Raw genomic sequence first — 15,613 nt, forward strand, 5'->3', positions numbered from 1 at the left:
CGTCATCGCAGGCAAGCCAGCTCCCACACTGATTTCATCAGCTTTCAGATATCTGTCGGCACCCGCGCCTGCCCCCGCGCCACCTCCCGGCTGATCACCCCCTCGCCGACCAACGCCTTCAAGCTCATATCCAGCGTTTTCATCCCCAACGCCCCGCCGGTTTGAATCGCCGAGACCATCTGCGCCACCTTGTCCTCGCGGATCAGGTTACGGATGGCTGGCGTACCCAGCATGATTTCATGCGCCGCCACCCGGCCGCCGCCGAGCTTCTTGACCAGCACCTGGGACACCACCGCCTGCAACGACTCCGACAACATGGCGCGCACCATGGCTTTTTCCCCCGCCGGGAACACGTCCACCATCCGATCCACGCTCTTTGCCGCTGAGGTGGTGTGCAGCGTGCCCAATACCAAGTGCCCGGTCTCTGCGGCCGTCAGCGCCAGGCGGATGGTTTCCAGGTCACGCAGCTCGCCCACCAGAATCACATCCGGGTCCTCACGCAGGGCCGACCGCAGCGCCGCCGAAAAGCTATGGGTATCGCGGTGTACCTGGCGCTGGTTGATCAGGGCCATTTTCGGCCTGTGGATAAATTCGATCGGGTCTTCCAGCGTGAGGATGTGCTGGCGTCGGTGCTGGTTGAGGTGGTCGATCATCGCCGCCAGCGTCGTCGACTTGCCGGAGCCGGTCGCCCCGGTCACCAGCACCAGGCCGCACGGCAACTGCGCGATACGGCGGAAGACCTCGCCTAATCCGAGGTCTTCCAGGCTCTGCACTTCGGTCGCAATGGTGCGAAACACCGCGCCCATGCCGCGATCCTGGCGGAACACATTCGCGCGGAACCGCGCCAGGCCCGGCAGCGCGAAGGCAAAATCCGTTTCAAGAGATGTTTCGAAATCCTTTTGTTGGTGCTGATTGAGCAAAGGGCTTAACAAGTCCGCAACTTGCGTAGGCGAAAGCGCCGGGCCATCCAAGGGCCAGATTTCGCCATCGACACGCAGCATCGGCGCCAGGCCGGCCGACAAATGCAGGTCGGAGGCGCCACGGCGCACGCTGGCCGTCAGCAGTTCAGTGATATCCATAGGGCTTTCCATTTCCAGTAGAATGCCGCGGACTCCATATCCACGGGTGCATCTTGAATGTCGACGATAGCAGACAACATTGGCCAGGTTAGCCAGCGCATCCGCGCCGCGGCCCACGCCGTGCAACGTGACGAAAGCAGCATCCACCTGCTGGCCGTGAGCAAGACCAAACCTGCCCAGGCCGTGCGCGAAGCCTATGCCGCCGGCATGCGCGACTTTGGCGAGAACTACCTGCAGGAAGCCCTGGGCAAACAGGCTGAATTAACCGACCTGCCCTTGAGTTGGCACTTCATCGGCCCCATTCAATCGAACAAGACTCGTGCGATCGCCGAGCACTTCGCCTGGGTGCATTCCGTGGACCGCCTGAAAATCGCGCAACGCCTGTCTGAACAACGCCCGGCTGACCTGCCACCGCTGAATATCTGCATTCAGGTCAACGTGAGTGGCGAAGCCAGCAAGTCCGGCTGTACACCCGCCGACCTGCCGGCCCTGGCCGCTGCAATCAGCGCCCTGCCGCGTTTGAAGCTACGTGGCTTGATGGCGATCCCCGAGCCGACTGAAGACCGCGCCGCACAAGATGCAGCCTTCGCAGCGGTCAGCGATCTGCAAGCCAGCCTGAACCTGCCGCTGGACACACTTTCCATGGGCATGAGCCACGACCTTGAGTCGGCTATCGCCCAAGGGGCCACGTGGGTGCGGATCGGTACCGCCCTGTTTGGCGCCCGCGACTACGGCCAGCCGTGAAATGGCTGACATCCATCTAAGTAAGGACCTGTCATGAGCAACACGCGTATTGCCTTTATCGGCGCCGGCAACATGGCGGCCAGCCTGATCGGCGGCCTGCGGGCCAAGGGCCTGGAAACCACGCAGATCCGCGCCAGCGACCCCGGCGCCGAGACCCGCGCCCGCGTCAGCGCCGAGCACGGTATCGAGACCTTTGCCGATAACGCCGAGGCCATCCAGGGCGTCGACGTGATCGTGCTGGCGGTAAAACCGCAAGCCATGAAGGCCGTGTGCGAAAGCCTGCGCCCGAGCCTGCAACCGCACCAACTGGTGGTGTCGATCGCCGCCGGTATCACTTGCGCGAGCATGAACACCTGGCTCGGTGCCCAGCCGATCGTGCGTTGCATGCCCAATACGCCGGCACTGCTGCGCAAGGGCGTGAGCGGTTTGTACGCCACCGCCGAGGTGACTGCCGAGCAGCGCGGCCAGGCTCAGGAACTGCTGTCTGCCGTGGGACTGGCCGTGTGGCTGGAACAGGAGCAGCAATTGGACGCGGTCACCGCCGTGTCCGGTAGCGGCCCGGCTTACTTCTTCCTGCTGATCGAAGCCATGACCGCCGCCGGCGTGAAACTGGGCCTGTCACATGAAGTCGCCGAGCAACTGGCCGAGCAAACTGCTTTGGGCGCCGCGAACATGGCGGTAGAAAGCGATGTGGACGCCGCCGAGTTGCGCCGTCGCGTGACCTCGCCAGGCGGCACCACGCAGGCTGCCATCGAATCGTTCCAGGCCGGGGGTTTTGAAACCCTGGTGGAAAAAGCACTGGGTGCTGCGGCACACCGCTCAGCCGAGATGGCTGAGCAACTGGGCAAATAGTCATCCCTTACCAAGGTAATCAAACATGCTCGGAATCAATGACGCTGCCATTTACATCATCCAGACCCTGGGCAGCCTGTACCTGCTGATCGTGCTGATGCGTTTTATCCTGCAACTGGTGCGGGCGAATTTCTACAACCCGCTGTGCCAGTTCGTGGTCAAGGCCACCCAGCCGCTGCTCAAGCCACTGCGCCGGGTTGTGCCGAGCATGTTCGGCCTGGACATGTCCTCGCTGGTGCTGGCGCTGCTCCTGCAAATCCTGTTGTTTGTGGTGATCCTGATGCTCAACGGCTACCAGGCGTTCACGGTGCTGCTGTTGCCATGGGGTTTGATCGGGATCTTCTCGCTGTTTTTGAAGATCATTTTCTGGTCGATGATCATCAGCGTAATTCTGTCGTGGGTCGCACCTGGCAGCCGCAGCCCGGGCGCCGAGTTGGTGGCCCAGATTACCGAGCCGGTGCTGGCGCCGTTCCGTCGCCTGATCCCGAACCTGGGCGGCCTGGATATTTCGCCGATCTTCGCGTTTATCGCGATCCAGCTGCTGCAAAGCTGGGTGATTCCGAGCCTGGCCTACTATGCGTTCATGCCTAAAGAACTGTTCGGCCTGATCTGATAGGTGGGAGATGGCTTGCCTGCGATGCAGGCACCTCGGTGTGTCAGTCACACCAAGGTGATGCAATCGCAGGCAAGCCAGCTCCCACACAAGCCAGTGCTGATATCTGTATCGGCGTACTGGTGCAGGCCTTTGCTTGCCGCTGGGGTCACCGCTCTTTAGACTTACGCCTCATTTAAACGAGAGCAGGGTCGATGCCAGCTGCCTTCCCCCCCGATTCTGTTGGACTGGTCGTGCCCCAAGTGGCGCACTTCAGCGAACCGCTGGCCCTGGCCTGCGGTCGTTCGCTGCCTGCCTACGACCTGATCTATGAAACCTACGGCCAACTGAACGCCACGGCGAGCAATGCCGTGCTGATCTGCCACGCCCTGTCCGGCCATCATCACGCCGCCGGTTTTCATAATGCCGACGAGCGTAAGCCCGGCTGGTGGGACAGCTGCATCGGCCCCGGCAAGCCCATCGACACCAACAAGTTCTTTGTGGTCAGCCTGAACAACCTCGGCGGCTGCAACGGTTCCACCGGCCCCAGCAGCCTCAACCCGGAAACCGGCAAGCCGTTCGGCGCCGACTTCCCGGTGCTGACCGTGGAAGACTGGGTGCACAGCCAGGCGCGTCTTGCCGACTTGCTGGGCATCAACCAATGGGCCGCCGTGATCGGCGGCAGCCTGGGCGGCATGCAGGCGCTGCAATGGACCATCTCCTATCCGGATCGCGTGCGCCATTGCCTGGCCATCGCCTCGGCACCAAAACTGTCGGCGCAGAACATCGCTTTCAATGAAGTGGCACGCCAGGCCATCCTCACCGACCCCGAGTTCCACGGCGGTTCGTTCCAGGAAGCCGGTGTGATCCCCAAGCGCGGCTTGATGCTGGCGCGGATGGTCGGGCATATCACCTACCTGTCCGATGACTCCATGGGCGAGAAATTCGGCCGTGGGCTCAAGAGCGAGAAGCTCAACTACGACTTCCACAGCGTCGAGTTCCAGGTGGAAAGCTACCTGCGTTATCAGGGCGAGGAGTTTTCCGGGCGTTTTGACGCCAACACCTACTTGCTGATGACCAAGGCGCTGGACTACTTCGACCCGGCTGCCAACCATGACGACGACCTGGCGAAAACCTTCGAGCACGCCACGGCCAAGTTCTGCGTGATGTCGTTCACCACCGACTGGCGCTTCTCGCCAGCGCGCTCCCGTGAGCTGGTGGACGCCTTGATGGCCGCACGCAAAGACGTCTGCTACCTCGAGATCGATGCTCCGCAAGGCCATGACGCCTTCCTGATTCCGATCCCACGCTACCTGCAGGCTTTCAGCAACTACATGAACCGCATTACTTTGTGAGAACGCCATGAGAGCCGACCTGGAAATCATCCAAGACTGGATCCCCGCCGGCAGCCGCGTGCTCGACCTGGGCTGCGGCGATGGCGAACTGCTGAGCTGGCTGCGCGACAACAAGCAAGTCACCGGTTATGGCCTGGAAAACGACCCGGACAACATCGCTCAGTGCGTGGCCAAGGGCATCAACGTGATCGAGCAGGACCTGGACAAGGGCCTGGGCAACTTTGCCAGCAACAGTTTCGATATCGTGGTCATGACCCAAGCCCTGCAAGCGGTGCACTACCCGGACCGCATCCTCGACGAGATGCTGCGCGTGGGCCGCCAGTGCATCATCACTTTCCCCAACTTTGGGCACTGGCGCTGCCGCTGGTACTTGGCCACCAAGGGCCGGATGCCAGTCTCGGACTTCCTGCCGTACACCTGGTACAACACGCCGAACATTCACTTCTGCACCTTTGAAGACTTTGAAGCCCTGTGTGGCGAGCGTGAAGCCAAGGTGATCAACCGCCTTGCCGTCGATCAACAGCACCGCCACGGCTGGGCGAGTAAACTATGGCCCAACCTGTTGGGCGAAATTGGTATTTACCGGGTCAGCAGCCCTGGCCTGACCGACCACAAGATTGCCGTCTAATCATTATCAAGAGGCACGATCATGAGTCGTTTGGCTGTTTTTTTATTGACCGCCTTCCTGGGCGCCAGCGCCGTGGCAGCAGACGCCGTCGACGGTAACCGCCAGAAAGAATTTGGCGATATCACTGTGCACTACAACACCTTCACCTCGAGTTTCCTGCAACCGGAAACCGCCCAGGCAGCCGGTATCGTGCGCAGCAACGAGAAGGGCCTGATCAATGTGTCGGTAATCAAGGGCGTGACGCCAGTGGCCGCGCAGGTGACCGGCACGATCAAGGACTTGAGCGGCAAGAGCGAAGTGCTGACGTTCAAGCAGATTACTGAAAAGGGCGGCATCTCGTACCTGGCGCCCTACTCGGTCACACAGCAGGAATACCGGACGTTTACCATCAACGTTGAAACCGGTGGCAAGGCCCACGGCTTCAGCTTCGTCCAAGAACTTTTTCCGGGCACCAAATGAACCTGACACAACTCGTACTCGCCAGCCATAACGCCGGCAAACTCAAAGAACTCCAGGCCATGCTCGGCGACTCCGTGCAACTGCGCTCGATCGGCGAGTTCAGCCAGGTAGAGCCGGAAGAGACCGGCCTGTCGTTTGTTGAAAACGCCATCCTCAAGGCCCGCAATGCCGCACGCATCTCCGGCCTGCCGGCGCTGGCGGATGACTCGGGCCTGGCCGTGGATTTCCTCGGCGGCGCACCGGGCATCTACTCGGCGCGGTATGCCGACGGCAAAGGCGACGCGGCCAACAACGCCAAACTGCTGGACGCCCTCAAGGACGTGCCGGACGCGATGCGCGGTGCACAGTTCGTCTGCGTGCTGGCGCTGGTTCGCCACGCTGATGACCCGTTGCCGATTCTGTGCGAAGGCCTGTGGCACGGGCGCATCCTGCATGCGGCCAGTGGCGAGCATGGCTTTGGCTATGACCCGCTGTTCTGGGTGCCGGAGCGCAATGTCTCCAGCGCCAAGTTGAGCCCGGCCGACAAGAACCAGATCAGCCACCGCGCCCGCGCAATGGATTTGCTGCGCCAACGCCTGAGCCTGAAATGACCCAAAACACCTCTGCGCAGCCGCTGATCCACGGCGGCGCGCAAACACCTCGGGCGCCCCTGCCGGTGCTGCCGCCTCTGGCGCTGTACATCCACATTCCGTGGTGCGTGCGCAAATGCCCGTATTGCGACTTCAACTCCCACACCGCGAGCAAAGTGCTGCCGGAAGAAGAGTATGTGGACGCACTGCTGGCCGACCTTGATCAAGACCTGCACGCGGTTTACGGCCGCGAACTGAGTTCGATCTTCTTCGGCGGCGGTACGCCAAGCCTGTTCAGCGCCGCCGCGCTGGGCCGCCTGCTCAAGGGCGTGCAAGCCCGTATTCCGTTTGCCGGCGATATCGAAATCACCCTGGAAGCCAACCCCGGCACCTTCGAACAAGAGAAGTTCGTGGCGTACCGCAAGCTGGGGATCAATCGCCTGTCCATCGGCATCCAGAGCTTCCAGCAGCAAAAGCTTGAGGCGTTGGGCCGTATCCATAATGGCGATGAGGCGGTGCGCGCCGCCGGCATGGCACGCCAGGCCGGGTTCGATAACTTCAACCTGGACTTGATGCACGGCTTGCCCGATCAGTCACTGGACGATGCCCTGAGCGACTTGCGCCAGGCCATCGCGCTGAAGCCCACGCACCTGTCCTGGTATCAGCTGACGCTGGAACCCAACACCGTGTTCTGGAACCAGCCGCCCGCGCTGCCGGAAGACGACACGCTATGGGACATTCAGGAAGCTGGCCAGGCGCTGCTGGCCGAACACGGTTACGCGCAATATGAAGTCTCGGCCTATGCCCAACCCGGCCACCCGGCGCGACACAACCTGAACTACTGGAGCTTCGGCGACTTTATCGGCATCGGCGCCGGTGCCCACGGCAAGCTCAGCCACCCGGACGGGCGCATCGTGCGCACCTGGAAAACCCGGGCGCCCAAGGACTACCTCAACCCGGCCAAAAGCTTCCAGGCTGGGGCGAAAGAGCTGACCAATGAAGAGCTGCCATTCGAGTTCCTGATGAACGCTTTGCGCCTCACCGAAGGCGTTGAATCCAAGCTGTACGCCGAGCGCACCGGCCTCGACCTGGCCAGCCTCGACGAAGGCCGCCGGGAGGCAGAACAAAGTGGCTTAATGCAGGTCGAACCGTCACGCCTGGCGGCCACCGACCGTGGGCAACTGTTTCTCAATGACCTGTTGCAGAAGTTTTTGAGCTGATCGCTCTAAGGAAATCACATGGATTTGGTACTCGACCTGCTCGCCACCGTGTCCCGCTGGAGCCGTAGCAACCTGTCGGAAATCTCCCTGGCCCTTGTCGGCTGCCTACTGGTGCTGTTTGGCGCGGATATCAAAGGCTGGATCGAAGGCCGCTTGGGCAGCCTCGCCGGGGCCTTGCGCGTACCCTTGATGGCATTGGTGTGCATGATCGGCAGCGGCGCGGCGCTGCTGTATGCCACGCCATGGATTGTGCGGGGGCTGAGCCAGTTCAATAACTACAGCTTGGCGCCGGTGCTGGTGGTGGTGCTGGTGTTGATTGGCGTAGTCGCCGACCGTCGCTGATTTAGAGCGCACTGCAAAACAAATGTGGGAGCTGGCTTGCCTGCGATGCAGGCACCTCGGTGTATCTGTGATACTGAGGTGATGCTATCGCAGGCAAGCCAGCTCCCACAGTTGATTGCATTTCAGCTTCCTGGCTAATTAAGCCAGCTTCTCGAACTTCAAATCCCAAACCCCATGCCCCAGTCGCTCGCCACGGCGTTCGAACTTGGTGATCGGGCGCTCGGCCGGGCGTGGTACGCATTTACCGTCTTCGGCCAGGTTGCGGTAGCCAGGCGCTACGTCCATCACTTCCAGCATGTATTCGGCATACGGCTCCCAGTCGGTGGCCATGTGCAGAATGCCACCGACTTTCAGCTTGCTGCGCACCAGCTCCGCGAAGGAAGCCTGGACGATACGACGCTTGTGGTGACGGCTCTTGTGCCAAGGGTCCGGGAAGAACAGCATCAGGCGGTCGAGGCTGTTGTCGGCGATGCAGCGGTTGAGCACTTCGATCGCATCGCAGTCGTAGACGCGCAGGTTGGTCAGGCCTTGGGTCAGCACGCCGTTAAGCAGCGCGCCGACACCTGGGCGGTGCACTTCCACACCGATGAAGTCCTGGTCCGGCGCGGCCGCGGCCATTTCCAGCAGGGAGTGACCCATGCCGAAACCGATTTCCAGGGAGCGTGGGGCCGAGCGGCCGAACACCTGGTCGTAGTCCACCGGCGCGTCGGCCAATGGCAACACGAACAGCGGCGTACCTTGCTCCAGGCCCTTTTGCTGGCCTTCGGTCATGCGGCCGGCGCGCATCACAAAACTCTTGATGCGGCGGTGCTTGGACTCGTCGCCTTCTTCCACGGGGTTCGGCGTTTCGTTTGATTCAGTCATCAATGGCTCTTACTTGATCAGACCATCCAGCGGCGAGGAGGCGCTGGCGTACAGTTTTTTCGGCATGCGACCGGCGAGGTACGCAAGGCGGCCCGCGACGATTGCGTGTTGCATGGCTTGGGCCATCATGACCGGCTGCTGCGCATGGGCGATGGCCGAGTTCATCAGTACCGCGTCACACCCCAGCTCCATGGCGATGGTAGCGTCGGAGGCAGTGCCCACGCCCGCATCCACCAGCACCGGAATCTTGGCTTCTTCGAGGATGATTTGCAGGTTGTACGGGTTGCAGATGCCCAGGCCAGAACCGATAAGGCCGGCCAGCGGCATCACGGCGATGCAGCCGATTTCGGCCAATTGGCGCGCGATGATTGGGTCATCACTGGTGTAGACCATCACGTCGAAGCCTTCCTTGACCAGGGTTTCGGCGGCCTTGAGGGTTTCGATCACGTTGGGAAACAGAGTTTTCTGGTCGGCCAGCACTTCCAGTTTTACCAGGTTGTGGCCGTCGAGCAGCTCACGGGCCAGGCGACAGGTGCGCACGGCTTCGATGGCGTCGTAGCAACCGGCAGTGTTCGGCAGGAAGGTGTAGCGATCCGGCGACAATACTTCGAGCAGGTTCGGCTCGCCCTCGATCTGGCCGAGGTTGGTGCGGCGCACGGCAAACGTTACGATCTCGGCACCCGAGGCTTCGATGGCCAGGCGCGTTTCTTCCATGTCGCGGTACTTGCCGGTGCCGACCAGCAGGCGGGACTGGTAGGTACGACCGGCCAGGACGAAAGGCTTGTCGCTACGAACGATGCTCATGGGAAATCCTCGAATTGGGGTGAGGTTCTGCAGAATGCGGGTTGGCGCCCTAGAGCGCCGGGCGGCTAGCCGCCGCCGATGGCATGGACCACTTCGACCTGATCACCTTCGGTGAGCGCGGTTTCGGTATGCAGGCTACGCGGGACGATATCCAGGTTGAGCTCTACTGCGACACGGCGTCCGGTCAGGTCCAGACGGGTCAGCAGGGCCGCAACGGTTTCACCGTCGGGCAGTTCAAAGGGTTCGCCGTTCAACTGAATGCGCATGCCACGGGCCGCCATCGTTTTTAGGGGCCAGCATTCTAGCCCGATCAGCGCAGCTGACCCAAGTCCCTTGGTCAGGCGACCTGTAGACGCCACGCAGTCAAACCGAGGAAGAACCAGCCGAGCAGGAAGGCCAGCCCCCCAAACGGCGTGATGATGCCCAGCTTGCTGATGCCCGTCAGGGTCAGCGCATACAGACTGCCCGAGAACAGCAGGATGCCGACGGTAAAGGAGATGCCCGCCCAACTGACCAGTCGGCCAGGAATATGCGCGGCCAGCAGCGCCACGCCGAACAGCGCCAGGGCGTGCACCAACTGGTAGGTGACGGCCGTATGGAAGATCGCCAGGTACTCGGCGCTCAAGCGGTTTTTCAGGCCGTGGGCGGCAAAGGCGCCCAGGGCGACGCCGGTAAAGCCGAAAAAGGCAGCCAGCATCAGAAAGCTACGCAGCATGAGGAACTCCAGTCAGACTCGAGGGGCAGGGTCTGTATAATGGCCCGCTCAACGGGTTCGGCCAAGCCATCTCTATGCTGCGTCTCCTCTTCAAGCGCTTTCTTAATGCCATTAAATGGTTTGCCATCGGCAGTGTGCTGCTGGTGCTGCTGTTTCGTGTGGTGCCGCCGCCGTTCACCGCGTTGATGGTGGAGCGCAAAATCGAATCCTGGGTCGACGGCGAGCCGATCGATGTGCAGCGCACCTGGGTGCCGTGGGATGAGATATCCGACGAACTGAAAGTGGCGGTAATGGCCGGTGAAGACCAGCGTTTCCCGCAGCACTGGGGTTTTGACTTCGGCGCGATCCAGGCGGCGCTGGCGCATAACGAGCGCGGCGGTTCGATTCGCGGCGCCAGTACCTTGAGCCAGCAAGTATCGAAAAACCTGTTTTTGTGGACCGGCCGCAGTTATCTGCGCAAAGGCCTGGAAGCCTGGTTTACCGCGCTGACCGAGGTGCTGTGGCCCAAGCAGCGGATTCTTGAGGTGTACCTCAATAGCGTGGAGTGGGATGAAGGCGTATTTGGCGCAGAGGCGGCCGCGCGGCATCACTTTGGCGTGAGTGCCAAGGCGCTGTCCCGCCAGCAGGCCAGCTATCTGGCGGCGGTGTTGCCCAATCCACGGGTGTGGAGTGCCAGCCATCCGACGGCGTATGTGGCACGGCGGGCGGCGTGGATTCGGCAGCAGATGAGCCAGCTGGGCGGGGATGGTTACTTGGTGGAGTTGAATAACTCCCGCAAAGCCCCGTGGTCCGATTGACACACTGCACTACCCATGTGGGAGCTGGCTTGCCTGCGATAGCGGTGGGTCAAACTACCCATGTGTTAGCTGAGACTGCCTCATCGCAGGCAAGCCAGCTCCCACAGTAGACCGAGCCAGGCTTGAGTTTTTCGACCGCACACAAAAATGCCCCGACCTTTCGATCGGGGCATTTTTTTGTCTTATCGCAACGTTTTAAGCGGCGATCGACAACTTCAGCTTGTTCATCGCGCTTTTCTCAAGCTGACGAATCCGCTCGGCCGACACGTTGTACTTCTGCGCCAGGTCGTGCAGCGTGGCTTTTTCTTCAGCCAACCAGCGCTGATAGAGGATGTCACGGCTGCGGTCGTCCAGCACTTCCAGCGCTTCGTGCAGGTTCTGGTTGGAGTTGTCGCTCCAGTCGGCGTCCTCCAGTTGACGCGCCGGGTCGTACCGGTGGTCTTCCAGGTAGTTGGCCGGCGATTGGAAGGCGCTGTCGTCGTCCGCTTCAGCGGCCGGGTCGAAGGCCATGTCATGGCCGGTCAGGCGACTTTCCATCTCGCGCACTTCACGCGGTTCCACGCCGAGGCTTTCGGCCACACGGTGGACTTCCTCGTTGTTAAGCCACGCCAGGCGTTTTTTCTGGCTGCGCAGGTTAAAAAACAGTTTGCGCTGGGCCTTGGTGGTCGCGACTTTCACGATGCGCCAGTTGCGCAGGATGAACTCGTGGATTTCCGCCTTGATCCAGTGCACGGCAAACGACACCAGGCGCACGCCCATCTCAGGGTTGAAGCGCTTTACAGCCTTCATCAGGCCGACGTTGCCTTCCTGAATCAGGTCAGCCTGGGCCAGGCCGTAGCCGCTATAGCTACGGGCGATATGTACGACAAAACGCAGGTGGGCGAGCACCATCTGCCGAGCCGCCCCCAAATCCTGCTCATAGTAGAGACTCTCGGCCAGTTCACGCTCCTGCTCGGGCGTCAGCAATGGAATGCTGTTGACCGTGTGCACATAGGCCTCCAGGTTCGCACCTGGGACCAGAGCATAAGCAGGTTGCAAAGAAGTGGTCATACGAAAAAACCTCCGACTCACATAACTCGTGCAGTTCAGCACTGCGAAAATTGACCGGGAACCGTAGGACAAGTTCCCTAAACCACCAATACGGTCAATACAAACGAAACCACATTAATCTGACATTAACTACTTCGGTGCCAGCTCACGTAAATGACGAGCGACCGCAATCCAAGCACCGATATACCCCAACAAGACGGCGCCAAGCAAGAGACTCAGACCGTCGGCGACCGGCACGCCGGCCAGGGCAAAATCGCTGCCGTACAAGCCGGCCAGCCCGACAACCGCGTCGTTCAGCCAGTTCAAGCCAAAAGCCAGCACGCCCCAGGACAAAATCCCGGCACCAAAGCCATAAAGCGCGCCCATGTACAGAAAGGGCCTACGCACATAGCTGTCTGTGCCGCCGACCAGTTTAATCACTTCTATCTCGGTGCGGCGGTTTTCAATATGAAGACGAATGGTATTACCTATCACCAAAAGTAATGCAGACACCAACAACACCGTCAGACCGAACACAAAGCGGTCGCCCAGCTTGAGAATCGCCGCCAGGCGCTCTACCCAGACTAGATCAAGTTGTGCCTGTTGCACCTTGGGCATCTCTGCGAGTTTTTGTCGCAGGGCCTCAAGCGCCGGCTTGTCGACTTCGTTCGGTGTCACCAGCACCACGCCCGGCAGCGGGTTCTGCGGCAACTCTTTAAGCGCCTCACCCAGACCGGATTGCTGCTGGAACTCTTCAAGGGCCTGATCGCGGCTGATGTATTCGGCATCCGCCACACCCGGCAGGTTCTTGATGTCGTCGCGCAGGCTCTCGCCCTCTTTGGCGCTGGTGTCGAGTTCCAGGTACAGCGAAATCTGCGCCGCGCGCTGCCAGGAACCGCCCAGGCGCTCCACATTATTAAGCAGCAGCGACAAACCCATCGGCAGGCTCAGTGCCACGGCCATTACCAGGCAGGTGAAAAAGCTGCCGATCGGCTGTTTGCCCAGGCGGCGCAGGCTGTCGACCAAGCTGGCGCGATGGCTTTCGATCCAGGCGCGCAGCAGCGTGGCGAAATCCGGGCCATCATCTTCGTCGCGTTTTTTCTTCGGCGGTTGCGGGTCGGCGGCTTTTGGCGCCACACGCTCGGAAACCTTGGGGCTGCGAGTCGCACTCATACGCCAGCCTCCCCGTCGCCGATCAGGCGGCCGCGTTGCAAGGTCAGCATGCGGTGGCGCATGCGGGCGATCAGTGCCAGGTCATGACTGGCGATCAATACGCTGGTACCCAAGCGGTTGATGTCTTCGAACACGCCCATGATCTCAGCCGCCAGACGCGGGTCAAGGTTACCGGTAGGTTCGTCCGCCAGCAGCAAGGCCGGGCGGTGGACGATGGCGCGGGCGATGCCGACACGCTGTTGCTGGCCGGTGGACAGGTCGCCCGGGTACAGGTCGGTCTTGTCCGACAGCGCCACGCGCTCCAGGGCCGAATCCACGCGTTTGACGATTTCAGCCTTGGACAGGCCAAGAATCTGCAACGGCAAGGCAATGTTGTTGAACACCGTGCGATCAAACAGCAACTGGTGGTTCTGGAACACTACGCCGATCTGGCGGCGCAGGAACGGGATCTGCGCATTGCTGATGGTCGCCAGGTCCTGGCCGGCCAGCAGCAGCTTGCCGGTGGTCGGGCGCTCCATCGCCAGCAACAGCCGCAGCAGCGTACTTTTACCGGCGCCCGAGTGGCCGGTTACAAACAAAAACTCGCCACGCCGTACTCGAAAGCTCAGCTCATGCAAGCCCACATGCCCGTTGGCGTAGCGTTTACCGACCTGTTCGAATCGAATCATGAACGCTCCCGCTCGGCGAAAAGTGCCTGTACAAAGGGTTCGGCTTCAAAGGTGCGCAGGTCGTCGATACCTTCACCGACACCGATATAACGAATCGGCAACCCGAACTGTTTAGCCAGGGCGAAGATCACGCCGCCTTTGGCCGTGCCGTCGAGCTTAGTCAATGCCAGGCCGGTCAGTTGCACCGTCTGGTTGAATTGTTTGGCCTGGCTGATAGCGTTCTGGCCGGTACCGGCGTCGAGCACCAGCAGCACTTCGTGCGGGGCGTCAGCGTCGAGCTTGCCGATCACGCGGCGCACTTTCTTCAGCTCTTCCATCAAGTTGTCTTTGGTGTGCAGGCGACCGGCAGTATCAGCGATCAACACGTCGATGTTACGGGCCTTGGCAGCTTGCACGGCATCGAAGATCACCGAGGCGGAATCGGCGCCCGTGTGCTGGGCGATCACCGGGATCTTGTTGCGCTCACCCCAGACCTGCAGCTGCTCCACGGCAGCGGCGCGGAAGGTGTCGCCGGCGGCGAGCATGACTTTCTTGCCTTCGGACTGCAGCTTTTTGGCCAGCTTGCCGATGGTGGTGGTTTTGCCGGCGCCGTTGACACCGACGACCAAAATCACGAACGGCTTGTTCGGCGTGATCACCAGCGGCGCTTCTACAGGTTTAAGCATCGCAGCCAGTTCGGCCTGCAGGGACTTGTAGAGCGCATCGGCGTCGGTCAGCTGCTTGCGCGCAACCTTTTGGGTCAGGCTCTGGATGATCACGGCAGTGGCTTCAACGCCCACGTCGGCGGTGAGCAGACGGGTTTCGATGTCTTCCAGCAGTTCGTCATCGATGACCTTCTTGCCCAGGAACAGGCTGGCCATGCCTTCGCCGATGCTGGCGCTGGTTTTGCTCAGGCCTTGCTTGAGGCGGGCGAAGAACCCGGTTTTGCTGGTTTCAGCGGGAGCCACAACAGGCTCCGGGGTAACCGGCGGCTCAATAATGGCAGGAGCGGCAACGACAACAGGCGCAGGCGCAGGCTCAACAATGACGGGCGCAGGCGCTTCGACTACCACTGCAACCGGCTCAACGACCACAGGAATCGGCGGCGTGACGTGCTCGGCCTGTACATCTTCAACCAGTGCCACAGGCTCTTCAGCCACCGGCAGTTCCAACCAAGGCGTGTGCTCGGGCTCAGGCGCAGGTTGCTCCTCGACCATCGGTTGCAACACCGGCTCGGCCATCGGCAACACCACCGGCGCGGGCGGCTCAGCGTCTATGACGGGTTCTGGAATCGGCTCAGGCTGAACCTGTGGCTGTTCGACGACGGTTTCCTGCGGCTTTTTGCGCAGCCATCCGAACAGGCCTTTTTTCTCGCCAGCCGCAGCTGGGCTCTTCTTGTCGTCGTTGGAACCAAACATGGAGGACGGCTATCTCAAAGTAGCGATGCGCCAGGGCGCCTCGGTAAATAAATTCGATGCAGAACAGACTGCGTTAACGCTCGCTTGTTCATGCGCAACATTTTGTAAGGCGTAAATAAAGGCCTCAACAAATCGTTTCAATAAAGGACTGAAGCGACAAAATCGGCGAAAAGTAGAAGATCGTCGGGGAAACCCAGCGCCAACTCCTACATTCCTACGACTGAAACCGGGACAAGATGGCCGCCACAGTGGCCCTGTCCAAACGGGATCAGTATCCTAGCACCTCCTCGCCCGCCGACGCTAAGACCAAGCGGGTAGCCCAACAG

General features: G+C 61.0%; 19 protein-coding genes. 10 read left to right on the forward strand and 9 right to left on the reverse strand.

What is annotated here, in order from left to right; all coding sequences use genetic code 11:
* Nucleotides 1-44 precede the first annotated feature (44 nt).
* The gene (locus PSH96_RS27500; protein ID WP_305456371.1) at nucleotides 45-1,079 is read right to left on the reverse strand and encodes a type IV pilus twitching motility protein PilT; all 1,035 of its coding nucleotides are present in this window, start codon (nucleotides 1,077-1,079) and stop codon (nucleotides 45-47) included.
* Between the two features lie 57 nt (nucleotides 1,080-1,136).
* On the opposite strand from PSH96_RS27500, the gene PSH96_RS27505 reads away from it, so the two are divergent.
* The 9 genes from PSH96_RS27505 to PSH96_RS27545 all read left to right on the forward strand — a co-directional run bounded on the left by PSH96_RS27505 (nucleotide 1,137) and on the right by PSH96_RS27545 (nucleotide 7,840).
* Nucleotides 1,137-1,823, forward strand: coding sequence for a YggS family pyridoxal phosphate-dependent enzyme (locus tag PSH96_RS27505; protein WP_305456373.1), 687 nt, complete (start codon nucleotides 1,137-1,139; stop codon nucleotides 1,821-1,823).
* A gap of 33 nt (nucleotides 1,824-1,856) precedes the next feature.
* Nucleotides 1,857-2,675, forward strand: coding sequence for a pyrroline-5-carboxylate reductase (gene proC, locus PSH96_RS27510; RefSeq protein ID WP_305456375.1), 819 nt, complete (start codon nucleotides 1,857-1,859; stop codon nucleotides 2,673-2,675).
* A 25-nt stretch (nucleotides 2,676-2,700) separates the two neighbouring features.
* The gene (locus PSH96_RS27515) at nucleotides 2,701-3,288 is read left to right on the forward strand and encodes a YggT family protein (RefSeq protein ID WP_305456377.1); all 588 of its coding nucleotides are present in this window, start codon (nucleotides 2,701-2,703) and stop codon (nucleotides 3,286-3,288) included.
* A gap of 194 nt (nucleotides 3,289-3,482) precedes the next feature.
* The gene (locus PSH96_RS27520) at nucleotides 3,483-4,622 is read left to right on the forward strand and encodes a homoserine O-acetyltransferase (protein ID WP_305456379.1); all 1,140 of its coding nucleotides are present in this window, start codon (nucleotides 3,483-3,485) and stop codon (nucleotides 4,620-4,622) included.
* 7 nt (nucleotides 4,623-4,629) lie between these two features.
* Nucleotides 4,630-5,250 carry a methionine biosynthesis protein MetW gene (gene metW, locus PSH96_RS27525; protein ID WP_016972957.1) on the forward strand — a complete coding sequence of 207 codons (621 nt, stop codon included), beginning with the start codon at nucleotides 4,630-4,632 and terminating at the stop codon, nucleotides 5,248-5,250.
* Nucleotides 5,251-5,271: 21 nt separating this feature from the next.
* Entirely contained in the window at nucleotides 5,272-5,709 is a 438-nt protein-coding gene (locus tag PSH96_RS27530) for a DUF4426 domain-containing protein (RefSeq protein WP_017139456.1), read from the forward strand.
* The gene (gene rdgB, locus PSH96_RS27535) at nucleotides 5,706-6,299 is read left to right on the forward strand and encodes an RdgB/HAM1 family non-canonical purine NTP pyrophosphatase (protein ID WP_305456381.1); all 594 of its coding nucleotides are present in this window, start codon (nucleotides 5,706-5,708) and stop codon (nucleotides 6,297-6,299) included. Before PSH96_RS27530 ends, rdgB begins: the two co-directional genes overlap by 4 nt.
* Nucleotides 6,296-7,498: a radical SAM family heme chaperone HemW gene (gene hemW, locus PSH96_RS27540; protein ID WP_305456383.1), complete on the forward strand. Its 1,203-nt coding sequence runs from the start codon at nucleotides 6,296-6,298 to the stop codon at nucleotides 7,496-7,498. Before rdgB ends, hemW begins: the two co-directional genes overlap by 4 nt.
* Nucleotides 7,499-7,516: 18 nt before the next feature.
* Nucleotides 7,517-7,840, forward strand: a complete 324-nt coding sequence (locus PSH96_RS27545) for a DUF3392 domain-containing protein (protein WP_056857690.1) — start codon at nucleotides 7,517-7,519, stop codon at nucleotides 7,838-7,840.
* A gap of 138 nt (nucleotides 7,841-7,978) precedes the next feature.
* Here the strand turns inward: PSH96_RS27545 and trmB are convergent, their stop codons facing one another.
* The 4 genes from trmB to PSH96_RS27565 all read right to left on the reverse strand — a co-directional run bounded on the left by trmB (nucleotide 7,979) and on the right by PSH96_RS27565 (nucleotide 10,223).
* On the reverse strand, nucleotides 7,979-8,704 hold the full coding sequence (gene trmB / locus PSH96_RS27550) for a tRNA (guanosine(46)-N7)-methyltransferase TrmB (protein ID WP_305456386.1): 726 nt from the start codon (nucleotides 8,702-8,704) through the stop codon (nucleotides 7,979-7,981).
* A gap of 9 nt (nucleotides 8,705-8,713) precedes the next feature.
* A complete protein-coding gene (locus PSH96_RS27555; protein ID WP_105521099.1) occupies nucleotides 8,714-9,508 on the reverse strand; it encodes a thiazole synthase in 795 nt (264 codons plus the stop codon).
* A gap of 65 nt (nucleotides 9,509-9,573) precedes the next feature.
* Complete coding sequence (gene thiS, locus PSH96_RS27560; RefSeq protein ID WP_305456390.1) at nucleotides 9,574-9,774, reverse strand: sulfur carrier protein ThiS; 201 nt, start codon at nucleotides 9,772-9,774, stop codon at nucleotides 9,574-9,576.
* A 71-nt stretch (nucleotides 9,775-9,845) separates the two neighbouring features.
* Nucleotides 9,846-10,223, reverse strand: a complete 378-nt coding sequence (locus tag PSH96_RS27565; protein ID WP_305456392.1) for a DUF423 domain-containing protein — start codon at nucleotides 10,221-10,223, stop codon at nucleotides 9,846-9,848.
* 74 nt (nucleotides 10,224-10,297) lie between these two features.
* Between PSH96_RS27565 and mtgA the strand changes: the two genes are divergently transcribed.
* Nucleotides 10,298-11,020, forward strand: coding sequence for a monofunctional biosynthetic peptidoglycan transglycosylase (mtgA, locus tag PSH96_RS27570; protein ID WP_305456394.1), 723 nt, complete (start codon nucleotides 10,298-10,300; stop codon nucleotides 11,018-11,020).
* Nucleotides 11,021-11,215: 195 nt separating this feature from the next.
* Here the strand turns inward: mtgA and rpoH are convergent, their stop codons facing one another.
* The 4 genes from rpoH to ftsY all read right to left on the reverse strand — a co-directional run bounded on the left by rpoH (nucleotide 11,216) and on the right by ftsY (nucleotide 15,287).
* On the reverse strand, nucleotides 11,216-12,070 hold the full coding sequence (gene rpoH / locus PSH96_RS27575; RefSeq protein ID WP_017139465.1) for an RNA polymerase sigma factor RpoH: 855 nt from the start codon (nucleotides 12,068-12,070) through the stop codon (nucleotides 11,216-11,218).
* A 129-nt stretch (nucleotides 12,071-12,199) separates the two neighbouring features.
* A complete protein-coding gene (gene ftsX, locus PSH96_RS27580; RefSeq protein WP_305456396.1) occupies nucleotides 12,200-13,222 on the reverse strand; it encodes a permease-like cell division protein FtsX in 1,023 nt (340 codons plus the stop codon).
* The gene (gene ftsE / locus PSH96_RS27585; protein WP_003213784.1) at nucleotides 13,219-13,890 is read right to left on the reverse strand and encodes a cell division ATP-binding protein FtsE; all 672 of its coding nucleotides are present in this window, start codon (nucleotides 13,888-13,890) and stop codon (nucleotides 13,219-13,221) included. The genes ftsX and ftsE overlap by 4 nt, the downstream gene beginning before the upstream one ends.
* On the reverse strand, nucleotides 13,887-15,287 hold the full coding sequence (ftsY, locus tag PSH96_RS27590; RefSeq protein ID WP_305456398.1) for a signal recognition particle-docking protein FtsY: 1,401 nt from the start codon (nucleotides 15,285-15,287) through the stop codon (nucleotides 13,887-13,889). The genes ftsE and ftsY overlap by 4 nt, the downstream gene beginning before the upstream one ends.
* Between the last annotated feature and the right edge of the window lie 326 nt (nucleotides 15,288-15,613).

It is taken from the genome of Pseudomonas sp. FP2338 (genome assembly GCF_030687515.1).
In the GTDB taxonomy this organism is placed as follows: Bacteria; Pseudomonadota; Gammaproteobacteria; order Pseudomonadales; family Pseudomonadaceae; genus Aquipseudomonas; species Aquipseudomonas salomonii.